This is a genomic window from Pseudomonas sp. CFBP 13711, assembly GCF_014842265.1.
In the GTDB taxonomy this organism is placed as follows: domain Bacteria; phylum Pseudomonadota; class Gammaproteobacteria; order Pseudomonadales; family Pseudomonadaceae; genus Aquipseudomonas.
Map to the genome: position 1 here is coordinate 120,548 of NZ_JACYVI010000010.1, position 11,915 is coordinate 132,462.

Genomic DNA, 11,915 nt, shown 5'->3' on the forward strand with positions numbered 1-11,915 from the left:
CCGGAGAACCTTCGATGTCCCCGCATCACACCCTTGTCCTGCTTGCCCGTTCGGGCTACGCCGCCCGCGGCGTTCTGTACCTGATCATCGGCATTTTCGCTTTGCTGGCTGCCCGCGATTCGTCACGCCCCAAAGACAGCCACAGCAGTCTCGAAGCCCTGTTCAGCCAACCGTTCGGCCACATTCTGGTGGGGCTGGTGGTGGCGGGCCTGCTCGCGTTTGCTGCCTGGCGGGTATTGCAGGCGACGCGGGACGTGGACCATCACGGCAGCGAATTCAAGGGCCTGGTGATCCGTGGCGGGCTGCTCGCGGGTGGGCTGGTCAACGGTGCGCTGGCGTTCTTTGCCCTGGGCCTGCTGATCGACGGCCTGCGCAGTTCCGGCGGTGGCGGCGGTCAGACCCAAGACCTGCTCGCCACCCTGCTGTCGTGGAAACACTCCAACCTGGTGGTCTACCTCGTTGCGCTGGTGCCCCTTGGCGTCGGCATCGCGCATTTCTTCAAGGGCTGGAAAGCCTCGTTCGAGAAGTATTTCGAGGCCGACGAAGAGGTCATGAGATACGTGACCCCGGTGTCCCGCTTCGGCCTGATCGCGCGCGGCGTGGCGTTTGTCGAAATGGGCGTGCTGCTCGCCATCAGCGGTTCGAGCTATCAGGCGATGCACCCGCCCGGTCTGAAAGACGCACTCAACGCCCTGCAAAACCTGCCCGCCGGGGGCGTGGTGCTGATGGTCATGGCGCTGGGGCTGATCGCGTTTTCGGTGTACAGCTTTGCCGAAGCCGCCTGGCGCCGGATCAACATGGACGTGCCCGGAATGGCGCACGTCTGACTTTCAGTTCACTGCGCCCTCTTCAGGGCGCGGCTGCTGAATCGGCAGCTCGATACGGAACGTCGCGCCGACCCCTTCCACGCTGCGCACGCTGATCGTTCCGCGATGCTTTTGCACAATCCCGTACGACAGCGACAGCCCCAGCCCGGTGCCCTGGCCCACCGGTTTGGTGGTGAAGAACGGGTCGAAAATCTTCGGCAGCACGTCCGGGGCAATGCCGCTCCCGGTGTCGCTGATCTCAAGCCACACGCTTTCCCCCTGCACGCCGTTGCGCAAGGTAATGGTGCCGCGCTCCGGGCCAATCGCCTGGGCCGCGTTCACCACCAGATTCATGATCACTTGATTGAGCTGCGCCGGCAGGCATTCGATGTCCGGCAACGGCACATAGTGTTTGACGATGTCCGCCTTGCACTTGACCGCATAGGCGGCGATGTTCAGCGTCGAATCGATACCCCGCTGCAGGCTCGCCCACTGCCATTGCGGGTGGGTGTCGGCCCGGGAAAAGTCCTTGAGGTCCTTGATGATCTGCGCGGCGCGGGCCACCCCCTCCCGCGACTCCTGAATCAATAACGGGATTTCCGCCTCGACAAAGGCCAGGTCCAGGCGCGTTTTCAGGGCATTGAGTGATTCAAGCACCTCAGCCACTCCGAGCTGATCCTCGGCCGCTTTGTAGGCCTCAAGCACTTCCTGGATCTTGCCGAAATAGACCGCCAGGGTGCCGAGGTTCGACGAGATGAAACCGATGGGGTTGTTGATCTCGTGAGCGATGCCGGCGGCCATCTGCCCCAGTGAGGCGAGCTTTTCAGCGCCGATCAACTGGCTCTCCAGCTGCTTGCGCTCGTCGATCTCGACCTGCAACGCATGACTGGCCTGCCTGAATTCCCGGGTGCGCTCCTCGACGCGCTGCTCCAATCCTTCGTTGGCCGCCCGCAGGTCCTCGTTGACCCGGTTGATCACCTGATAACTGTGCAGCAGCCAGCGACCCAGCAGCACCAGCAGGCAGACGGAAATGATCGAGAATATCTGCAGGAGCAACATGATCGACCAAGCGCCTCAATCCGTGGACTCATGCCCTTGTGTCGGCCTGCCGAAGGTGAAGTTGAGGGGGCGATTTATATTGCGCAAAAGCCGCGAGGTCTCGCCATATCTCGACTAACCTTGCGGCATCCAGCTGTATTTGTCGGTGATGATGCCAGTCAGGATGGCAGCCAAGGCACGGGCACGATGTCGGTACGAACGGGGGTCAATCATGGAAGCCTCAACCAGTGTTTCGTTGCAGCACCGCCCCACCGTCCTGCTGGTGGACGATGAAGAATCGATTCTGAACAGCCTGCGCCGCCTGCTTCGCGAGCAGCCCTATGACCTGCTGCTGGCCACCAGCGGCGAACAGGCCCTGGCGATCATGGCCGAAAAGCCGGTTGATCTGATCGTCAGCGACGCGCGCATGCCGGGCATGGACGGCGCGGCGCTGCTGGCGCGGGTCTACAGCCTGTACCCGGACACCACGCGTATCCTGCTGACCGGCTACGCCGACCTTGAAACCATCGTCAAAGCCATCAACCAGGGCCATGTGCATCGTTACATCGCCAAGCCCTGGACCGACGAAGAGCTGGTGCTGACCCTGCGTCAGTCCCTGGCATTCCAGTTTTCCGAACGCGAAAGACAGCGCCTTGAACAGCTCACCCAGCGGCAGAACGATGAGCTGAAAAGCCTTAACGCCACCCTGGAAAAACGTGTACTGGCGCGCACCGCCGAATTGCAGCAGACCGCCGACATGCTTGATCTGGCCTATGACGAGCTCAAGCACAGTTACGCCACCGGCACCGAGGTGTTTTCGATGCTGGTCAATCAGCGCCTGCCCGTGGACAAGCAGACCAATCGCGACGTCATCGACCTGATTAACGCGTGCAGCAGCCAACTCAATCTGGACGAGTCCACCCGCCGCGACCTGTGCATGGCCGCCGCGCTGTACAACATCGGCAAGCTCGGCTGGAGTGACGCGCTGATCAACACGCCGTCGGACATGGTCAGCCACGCCGACCGCGACACCTGGCGCAGTTACCCGCGGCAGAGCGAATCGTTGCTGATGACCCTCGAACCCATCCAGGACGCTGCCAGTCTGATTCTGCATCACCAGGAGCGCTGGGACGGCAGCGGCTTTCCGGCGCACCTCAAGGGTGAAGCGATTCCCTACGGCGCACGGCTGCTCAAGCTGGCCGTGGACTTCATCGAACTGCAGCGCGGGCTGATTCTGGAAAGACACCTGAGCAGCGGCGAGGCCTTGCTGTTCATCCGCCGCTACGCCGGCAAGCTCTACGACCCCGGCCTGATCGAGGATTTCGCCAAAGCCTGCGCGGCGTACCTGGACGATGCGGTGCTCAACGACCCGACCGTCAAGGCCGTGACTACCCGCGAGCTGGTGCCGGGCATGATTCTGGTGCGCAACCTGAACGCCGACAACGGCATGCTGCTGCTGAACGCGGGCAAGGTGGTCAACGCCGCGCTGATCGACAAACTGGCGGCCTTCGAGGCCATCGAAAACAAGACCCGCTACAGCATTTTCGTGCGCCTGCCCGAACACGTTCCGGGGTCAGAACCGCCGAAAACCCACTGGACTCAGGTCGGTTGATGCGCTGAGCAATCGATGCACAGAAATCGACGGCGCCTGAACCGCCCTCTTCCCGGTTGTAGGACTGGCTTTAGCCGGGAAGGCGTCATGTGTCGCGCGGCAGAATTGAGGGTGAATGCACGGGCCTCTTCCCGGCTGAAGCCGGTCCTACCAAGCATGCGTGCATCCAGAAGTATCGCCTGCGCCGCAAAATTGTGGGACCGGCTTTAGCCGGGAAAGCGTCAGGTGGCGCGCTGCGAAACTGAGGGTGAATGCACTGGCCCCTTCCCGGCTGAAGCCGGTCCCACTAAAAAGCATTGCGTGCATTCAGAAGTATCGCGTGCGCCGCGAATTGTGGGGCCGGCTTTAGCCGGGAAAGCGTCAGGTGGCGCGCTGCAAGATTGAGAGTGAACGCACGGGCCTCTTCCCGGCTGAAGCCGGTCCTACCAAGCATGCGTGCATTCAGAAGTATCGCGTGCGCCGCGAATTGTGGGACCGGCTTTAGCCGGGAAAGCGTCGGGTGGCGCGCTGCAAAATTGTGGGTGAATGCACGGGCCCCTTCCCGGCTGAAGCCGGTCCTACCAAGCATGCGTGCATTCAGAAGTATCGCGTGCGCCGCAAAATTGTGGGACCGGCTTTAGCCGGGAAAACGTCGGGTGGCGCGCGGCAAGATTGAGAGTGAATGCACGGGCCTCTTCCCGGCTGAAGCCGGTCCTACCAAGCATGCGTGCATCCGGAAGTATCGCGTGCGCCGCAAAATTGTGGGACCGGCTTCAGCCGGGAAGGCGTCGGATGGCGCGCTGCAGAATTGTGGGTGAATGCACGGGCCTCTTCCCGGCTGAAGCCGGTCCCACTAAAAAGCACTGCATGCATCCAGTGCGGTGACCTGCAGACTCGCCCGAGCATGCTTCATGTTCAGCTCCGATTAAGTATCCGGGCGCTAACTTAGCGGAACGGGCATCCGCGAGTGCCAAATAACTTGAATGGAGCGGTTAAAAAATAGTGGCCAATTCGGCTGTTTATAGCCCTCTGTCGACAACTATCGAAATGCTGAACCCAAGCTGTCTGAACATTAAATAACAGCCCGTTTGTTAATACGTCACCCGAAACAAAAACAATACTCGAACAACCGTCACATTCAGCTGATAGCCCCGTAGCGACTGGCTATGGCGTACTGAAGAACACACACGGAAAACTGACGCAGCGCCCACGGTATTTTCATATTGGCGAGATTAACCTCCGGATAACGCAATACCCGAACCACTTGATCAGATCTGGTCATCTGATGAATAAGTCATCTATATGACGCGGTGCCCACTAAGGCACTGTGATGAATACCTGCACGCGATTTAGATGACTTTCCAGCCGGTGCACAGTGGCGCCAACGGACGGGTGTGTTCAAACCTTGAACTTCAGTGGGACGTCCTCTTTATGAATGAGGCTTTTCTTCCTTTTTCCCGCCCCAGTATCGGCGATGAAGAAGTGGCGGCGGTGACCCGCGTGCTGCGCTCCGGCTGGATCACCACGGGCGCCGAATGCCAGCAGCTCGAGGCACAGTTCGCCGAACGGGTCGGTGCCAGGCATGCCATCGCTGTTTCATCGGCGACAGGCGCCATGCACATCGCCTTGCTCGCGTTGGGCGTCGGCCCCGGCGATGAAGTGATCACGCCCTCGCAGACCTGGGTCTCGACCGCCAACATGATCTGCCTGCTGGGCGCCACCCCGGTGTTTGTCGATGTCGACCGCGACACGCTGATGACCGACGCGACGCTGATCGAACAGGCCATCACCCCACGCACCAAAGCCATTGTCCCGGTGCATTACGCCGGCGCGGCCTGTGATCTCGACCCGATTTATGCCCTCGCGGAGCGCCACGGCATCGCCGTCATCGAAGACGCCGCCCACGCGGCGGGCACGGCCTACAAAGGCCGGCCGGTGGGCAGCCGTGGCACGGCGATTTTTTCCTTTCATGCCATCAAAAACATGACCTGCGCAGAAGGCGCGATGTTGGTCACCGATCTGGCCGTATTGGCAGATCGGGTGCGTCAGCTGAAATTCCACGGCCTCGGCGTCGATGCCTACGACCGCCTGACCCTGGGCCGCAAACCCCAGGCCGAAGTCATCGAGCCCGGCTTCAAGTACAACCTGGCGGACATCAACGCCAGCCTGGCCCTCGTGCAACTGCACCGGCTCGATCACATGAACGCGCAACGCCGTCGGCTCGCCGAGCACTATCTGCAGCGACTGGGAAACGGCCCGGCCATGCCGCTCTCCCAGCCCGTTTACCCGCAACAACACGCCTGGCACCTGTTCATCCTGCGCATCGACCCCGAGCGCTGCGGTCTGGACCGCGACGGGTTCATGAAGGCCCTGCAAGAGCGCGGCATTGGCACCGGCATTCACTTCATCGCCACCCATCTGCACCGCTATTACCGCCAGCGCTTCCCGGACGTGCACCTGCCGAACACCGAGTGGAATTCGTCGCGGCTGTGTTCGATCCCGCTGTTCCCGGACATGACCGGCGACGATGTCGAGCGCGTGGTCGGTGCCATTGAATCCATCGTCGGAGCGCGCCCTTGAAAGCCTATCCCGTCCGCTGTGTGTCCGTTGTGATCCCGGTCTACAACGAGGAACAGAGCCTGCCCGAGTTGCTGCGCCGCACCGAGGCCGCTTGCGCCCTGTTGAACTGCGCCTACGAAATCGTCCTGGTCGACGATGGCAGCCGCGACGCCTCGGCCGAGCTGCTTCAAGAGGCCGCCGAGCGACAAGGCAGCCACGTGGTGGCGGTCATTCTCAATCGCAATTACGGCCAGCACGCGGCAATCATGGCGGGGTTCGAGCAGTGCAAGGGCGACGTGGTGATCACCCTGGACGCCGACCTGCAGAACCCGCCCGAAGAGATTCCCCGTCTGGTGCGACTCGCCGAGCAGGGTTACGACGTGGTCGGCACGGTGCGCAACCAGCGGCAGGATTCCGCCTGGCGGCGCTGGCCGTCGAAGCTGATCAATCTGGCCGTACAGCGCTCCACCGGCGTGGCGATGAACGACTACGGCTGCATGCTCCGCGCCTACCGACGCAACATCGTCGACGCCATGCTCGCCTGCCGGGAGCGCAGCACTTTCATCCCGATTCTGGCCAACAGCTTCGCCCGGCACACCACGGAAATCCTGGTCGAGCACGCCGAGCGCGAGCACGGCGACTCCAAATACAGCCCCATGCGCCTGATCAACCTGATGTTCGACCTGATCACCTGCATGACCACCACGCCCCTACGCCTGCTGAGCATTGTCGGTTTTGGCATGGCCTTGCTCGGCGTGCTGTTCGCTTTGGCGCTGGTCGCCCTGCGACTCATCTTCGGCGCGCCGTGGGCCGGGCACGGCACTTTCGTCCTGTTTGCGGTGCTGTTCGTGTTCACCGGCGGGCAGTTCATCGGCATGGGCCTGCTCGGCGAATACCTCGGCCGCATGTACAGCGACGTGCGCGCGCGGCCGCGCTTTTTCATTGAGAAAGTCGTCCGTGGATCCCCCGTGATTGCGCTCGACGCCCCCGCTTCTGCCCCCGCTTACGCCCACAAGGTTGCGCCATGAACAAGAAAGCTGTCGTTTTCGCTTACCACGATATTGGCTGCGTTGGCCTGCAGGCCCTGCTCGACGCCGGGTATGAGATCGCTGCGGTGTTCACCCACGCCGACGACCCCAAGGAAAAAACCTTCTTCGGCTCGGTGGCCCAGCTGTGCGCTCGACACGAGATTGCCGTGCACGCCCCGGAAGACCCCAATCACCCGCTGTGGCTTGAGCGCATCGCCCGGCTTGAACCCGATTTCATCTTCTCCTTTTACTACCGCCAGTTGCTCAGCGAACCGCTGCTGGCCTGCGCGAAAGATGGTGCGTTCAACCTGCACGGTTCGCTGCTGCCCAGGTATCGGGGCCGGGCGCCGGCCAATTGGGTGCTGGTGAACGGCGAAAGCGAAACCGGCGTGACCTTGCATCAGATGGTCAAGCGCGCCGACGCAGGGCCCATCTTCGCCCAGCAACGCATCGCCATCAGCCCGACAGAAACGGCGCTGACCCTGCACGGCAAGTTGCGTGAAGCCGCGGCGGACCTGCTCTCGGAAACCCTGCCATTGCTTGCCCGGGGTCAGTTGTCGGGGACATCCCAGGATGAATCCGCCGCCACCTGTTACGGCCGGCGCACCGCTGCCGACGGTTTGATCGACTGGTCGCTCCCCGCAACCCGGCTGGGCAATCTGGTGCGGGCAGTGACCCAGCCCTACCCCGGCGCCTTTTGCCCGGTCGGCGAACACAAACTGATTGTCTGGGCCGCGCGAGCAGACACCGGTTACACCGGCGAGGCGCCCGGTACGGTGCTCGGTTGCGAGCCGTTGCGCATTGCCTGCGGCGAAGGCTCGCTGGTGATCAGTGCCGGCCAGCGCGGCGACGACGGCCTGTACCTGAGCGGCGCGCAACTGGCTCGCGAGTTCGGTCTGGTGGAGGGTTCGCGCTTGCAGGGCATTGACCCGCGCCGCCCGGTCCGGCGCACCCGCGTGCTGATCCTCGGCGTCAACGGCTTCATCGGCAATCACCTGTCCGAGCGTTTGCTGCAGGACGACCGTTACGAAATCTATGGCATGGACATCGGTTCGGACGCCATCGAACGCCTGCGCGCCAGGCCGAATTTCCACTTCATCGAAGGCGACATCAGCATCCACTCCGAGTGGATCGAGTACCACATCAAAAAGTGCGACGTGGTGCTGCCGCTGGTGGCCATCGCCACGCCCATCGAATACACGCGCAACCCGCTGCGGGTGTTCGAGCTGGACTTCGAAGAAAACCTGAAAATCGTCCGTTACTGCGTCAAGTACAACAAGCGCGTGATCTTCCCCTCGACGTCCGAGGTGTACGGCATGTGCCAGGACGCCAGCTTTGACGAGGACACCTCGAACCTGGTGGTCGGCCCGATCAACAAGCAGCGCTGGATCTACTCGGTGTCCAAGCAGTTGCTCGACCGGGTGATCTGGGCCTACGGGCAGAAGGGTTTGCAGTTCACCCTGTTCCGCCCGTTCAACTGGATGGGGCCGCGGCTGGACCGCCTGGACTCCGCGCGCATCGGCAGTTCGCGGGCCATCACTCAGCTGATTCTTCACCTGGTCGAGGGCACGCCGATCCGGCTGGTGGACGGCGGTGCGCAAAAGCGCTGCTTCACCGATGTCGTCGACGGCATCGAAGCCCTGGCGCGGATCATCGAAAACAAGGGCGGCCACTGCAACGGCCAGATCATCAACATCGGCAACCCCGACAATGAGGCCAGCATTCGCCAATTGGGAACCGAGTTGCTGCGCCAGTTCGAGGCCCACCCGCTGCGCGATAACTTCCCGCCCTTCGCCGGTTTTCGTGAAGTCGAGAGCCAGTCGTTCTACGGCAAGGGCTACCAGGACGTGAGCCACCGCAAGCCGAGCATCGACAACGCACGGCGGCTGATCGGCTGGACACCGACCATCGAGCTCAGCGAAACCATCGGCAAGACCCTGGACTTCTTTCTGCGGGAAGCCATGGCCGAAAAGGCCGAACTGCCCCGTTCAACAGGCGCGCGCGTCTGATGAAGGCCGGCCTGCGCATCGACGTCGACACTTGGCGCGGCACTCGCGACGGTGTGCCGCGACTGCTGGACCTGCTCGACGAAGCGCAGGTCAAGGCGACGTTTTTCTTCAGCGTCGGCCCGGACAACATGGGCCGCCATCTGTGGCGCCTGGCGCGTCCGCAATTCCTCTGGAAAATGCTGCGCTCCCGGGCGGCCAGTCTGTACGGCTGGGACATTCTGCTGGCCGGCACCGCGTGGCCGGGCAAACTGATTGGCCGCGACCTCGGGCCGCTGATGCGCCGCGCCCGGGACGCCGGTCATGAAGTGGGCTTGCACGCCTGGGATCACCATGCCTGGCAGGCCAATGCCGGTCGCTGGAGCGAGGCTCTACTGAGTCATCAGATCCAGCGCGGCGTTGACGTTCTCAGCGATATTCTCGGCCACCCGGTGACCTGCTCCGCCGCCGCCGGCTGGCGCGCCGATGAGCGCGTGGTGCAGGCAAAAGAGGCATTCGGTTTTCGCTACAACAGCGACTGCCGGGGCACGTCGATGTTTCGCCCGATGCTGGCCGATGGCGCTCTGGCCACGCCGCAGATTCCGGTGGACCTGCCGACCTACGACGAACTGGTTTCGCCACAGCTGGACGCGCGGGCGTTCAACGACGACATCCTCGGGCGCTTCGCAGCCTCGAAGCTGAACGTCTACACCGTCCACGCCGAGGTGGAAGGCATCGTCATGGCCCCGGCTTTTCGCGCGCTGTTGAGTGAGGCGAAAAACCGTGGGATCGACTTTCAGCCCCTCGGCGCGCTGCTGCCGAATTCACTGGATCACCTGCCTTCAGGCCAGTTGGTGCGTGGCGCTTTGCGCGGGCGCGAAGGCTGGCTGGGGGTGCAGCGATGATCAAAGCCGAACAGCGCAACATCGCCCTGCTGGTGCTGGCCTTCGCCGCGTTCTACCTGCTGCCGCTGGGGTTCCACGGTTTGTGGATTCCCGATGAAACCCGCTACGCCCAGATCAGCCAGGAAATGCTGCACAGCGGTCACTGGGCCGCGCCACATTTCATGGGCCTGCGCTATTTCGAAAAACCCGCTGCGGGCTATTGGCTGATTGCCGTGGGCCAGGCGGTTTTTGGCGAAAACCTGTTCGGCGTGCGCATCGTGTCGGCGTTGAGCAGTGGTCTGAGCGTGGCGCTCGCGTACTGGCTCGCCGCGCGGATGTGGAACGACCCGCGCAAGAGTTTCGCCAGCGCGCTGCTGTTCATGAGCTTTGCGTTCATTGCCGGGCAAGCCGGTTACGCCAACCTCGATCCTCAGTTCACCCTGTGGGCCAACCTGACGCTGGTGGGATTCTGGTGCGCCGTTCACAGCAGCGGGCGTGCTCGACTGGGTGCCTGGGCTGTGATCGGTCTGGCCTGCGGCATCGGCTTCATGACCAAGGGTTTCCTCGCCTGGGCGCTGCCGGTGATGATCGCCCTGCCCTACATGCTTTGGCAGCGACGCGTCGGGGAACTGCTTCGGTACGGGCCGCTGGCGGTGTTGATTGCCATCGTCGTGAGCCTGCCGTGGGTGCTCACCGTGCATGCCCGGGAACCCGACTTCTGGCGGTTCTTCTTCTGGCACGAGCACGTGCGGCGATTCGCCGGGGCCGATGCCCAGCACGCCGAACCCTGGTGGTTTTACCTGCCGCTGCTGGTGGTGTCCTGCCTGCCGTGGGCCGGGTTGTTGCCGGTCACGTTCCGCCAGGCCTGGCAGCACCGGCGTCGACCCGACATCGGCTTTCTGCTGTTGTGGCTGCTGGTGCCACTGGCGTTTCTCAGCGTCAGCAACGGCAAGCTGCCGACCTACATTCTGCCGTGCCTTATGCCGGTGGCACTGTTGATGGCCGATGGGCTGATCGAGCGCCTCAAGCAAGGTCAGCTCACCGCGTTGCGCGTCAACGGATGGCTCAACGCCGCCGTTGGTCTGCTCGGATTCGGGGCGCTGCTGTACCTGCAAATCAAACAGCCGCTGTACGCCCACGAACCGCTGCACCTGTTCCTGGCGCTCATCGTCCTGACCGGCTGGTGTGCGAGCAACGCCCTGCAAGGCCTGCGACCGGTGAAGTATTGGGCGGCGCCGGCATTGGGCGGTTGGCTGCTGGTGGCGCTGTTGCCGGTAGCACTTCCCTATGACGTCGTGCACAACAAGACGCCTGACCAGTTGGTGCTTGCCCATCAGGCGCAACTGGCGGCCAGCACCCACCTGTTGAGCAATGACCTGGGCGCTGCGTCGGCACTGGCCTGGCGACTGAACAGAACCGACGTGTCGTTTTTCAACACCTGGAACGAGCTGGAATACGGCTTGGGTTATCCCGACGTGAAGGGTCGCGAAGTCACTCTTAAAGGGGTTGATGAGTGGATGACCCAGGCCCGGCGAGAGGGTCAGGTGGGTGTGGTCATGCGCGGCAGAAGCGACGAGGAGCTGCGCGAACTCGAACTGCTGCCCAAGGACGCCGAGCGCTTCGACGAAGGCAATCTGATCATCCTCATTTACGGGAAGACAGGGCCATGACCTGGCTGCTGCTGTTGGGCACCTGCGGGCTGACGTGTCTGGGCCAGGTCGCGCAGAAGTGTGCGGTGGAGCGTTGGCGCGGAACGTTTCCCGGCGTGTTCGCGGCAGCTCGCTCGTTCTGGTTGTGGCTGGCGGTGGGCTGTCTGGGATTGGGCCTCGTCGGCTGGCTGCTGGTGTTGCAGCGCCTGGAGGTCGGCATCGCCTACCCGATGCTGGGGCTCAACGTGGTGCTCATCACTTTGGCCAGCCGCTTTGTGTTCAAGGAGTCCATCGACGCCGTGCACTGGCTGGGTGTCGCGCTGATTCTGGCCGGCGTTGTGCTGCTCGGGCGCCAGGCATGAGCCGGTCGAGTGC

8 protein-coding genes and 1 pseudogene are annotated in these 11,915 nt (G+C 62.9%); 8 read left to right on the plus strand and 1 reads right to left on the minus strand.

Features of this window, described 5'->3' with window-relative positions:
* Positions 1-14: 14 nt before the first annotated feature.
* Positions 15-827, plus strand: a complete 813-nt coding sequence (locus IFT47_RS18955; protein ID WP_192173588.1) for a DUF1206 domain-containing protein — start codon at positions 15-17, stop codon at positions 825-827.
* A gap of 3 nt (positions 828-830) precedes the next feature.
* On the opposite strand, the pseudogene IFT47_RS18960 reads toward IFT47_RS18955, so the two are convergent.
* Positions 831-1,739, minus strand: a pseudogene (locus tag IFT47_RS18960) (ATP-binding protein); the annotation flags it as partial.
* A gap of 337 nt (positions 1,740-2,076) precedes the next feature.
* Between IFT47_RS18960 and IFT47_RS18965 the strand changes: the two are divergent.
* The 7 genes from IFT47_RS18965 (at position 2,077) to IFT47_RS18995 (ending at position 11,902) form a co-directional block, all read left to right on the plus strand.
* Positions 2,077-3,456 carry an HD domain-containing phosphohydrolase gene (locus IFT47_RS18965; RefSeq protein WP_192173586.1) on the plus strand — a complete coding sequence of 460 codons (1,380 nt, stop codon included), beginning with the start codon at positions 2,077-2,079 and terminating at the stop codon, positions 3,454-3,456.
* A 1,410-nt stretch (positions 3,457-4,866) separates the two neighbouring features.
* Entirely contained in the window at positions 4,867-6,015 is a 1,149-nt protein-coding gene (arnB, locus tag IFT47_RS18970; protein WP_192173585.1) for a UDP-4-amino-4-deoxy-L-arabinose aminotransferase, read from the plus strand.
* Complete coding sequence (gene arnC, locus IFT47_RS18975; protein ID WP_192173584.1) at positions 6,012-7,022, plus strand: undecaprenyl-phosphate 4-deoxy-4-formamido-L-arabinose transferase; 1,011 nt, start codon at positions 6,012-6,014, stop codon at positions 7,020-7,022. The genes arnB and arnC overlap by 4 nt, the downstream gene beginning before the upstream one ends.
* Positions 7,019-9,031, plus strand: a complete 2,013-nt coding sequence (arnA, locus tag IFT47_RS18980; RefSeq protein WP_192173583.1) for a bifunctional UDP-4-amino-4-deoxy-L-arabinose formyltransferase/UDP-glucuronic acid oxidase ArnA — start codon at positions 7,019-7,021, stop codon at positions 9,029-9,031. Before arnC ends, arnA begins: the two co-directional genes overlap by 4 nt.
* Positions 9,031-9,912: a 4-deoxy-4-formamido-L-arabinose-phosphoundecaprenol deformylase gene (arnD, locus tag IFT47_RS18985; RefSeq protein WP_192173582.1), complete on the plus strand. Its 882-nt coding sequence runs from the start codon at positions 9,031-9,033 to the stop codon at positions 9,910-9,912. The genes arnA and arnD overlap by 1 nt, the downstream gene beginning before the upstream one ends.
* Positions 9,909-11,561 carry a lipid IV(A) 4-amino-4-deoxy-L-arabinosyltransferase gene (gene arnT / locus IFT47_RS18990; RefSeq protein ID WP_192173581.1) on the plus strand — a complete coding sequence of 551 codons (1,653 nt, stop codon included), beginning with the start codon at positions 9,909-9,911 and terminating at the stop codon, positions 11,559-11,561. Before arnD ends, arnT begins: the two co-directional genes overlap by 4 nt.
* Entirely contained in the window at positions 11,558-11,902 is a 345-nt protein-coding gene (locus IFT47_RS18995) for an EamA family transporter (RefSeq protein ID WP_192173580.1), read from the plus strand. The genes arnT and IFT47_RS18995 overlap by 4 nt, the downstream gene beginning before the upstream one ends.
* Positions 11,903-11,915: the final 13 nt, after the last annotated feature.

Bases quoted from the DNA above. Each gene is read 5' to 3' on its own strand.
- IFT47_RS18965 (WP_192173586.1), top strand. From the start codon at position 2,077: ATGGAAGCCTCAACCAGTGTTTCGTTGCAGCACCGCCCCACCGTCCTG.
- arnA (WP_192173583.1), top strand. From the start codon at position 7,019: ATGAACAAGAAAGCTGTCGTTTTCGCTTACCACGATATTGGCTGCGTT.
- IFT47_RS18995 (WP_192173580.1), top strand. From the start codon at position 11,558: ATGACCTGGCTGCTGCTGTTGGGCACCTGCGGGCTGACGTGTCTGGGC.
- IFT47_RS18955 (WP_192173588.1), top strand. From the start codon at position 15: ATGTCCCCGCATCACACCCTTGTCCTGCTTGCCCGTTCGGGCTACGCC.
- arnD (WP_192173582.1), top strand. From the start codon at position 9,031: ATGAAGGCCGGCCTGCGCATCGACGTCGACACTTGGCGCGGCACTCGC.
- arnT (WP_192173581.1), top strand. From the start codon at position 9,909: ATGATCAAAGCCGAACAGCGCAACATCGCCCTGCTGGTGCTGGCCTTC.
- arnB (WP_192173585.1), top strand. From the start codon at position 4,867: ATGAATGAGGCTTTTCTTCCTTTTTCCCGCCCCAGTATCGGCGATGAA.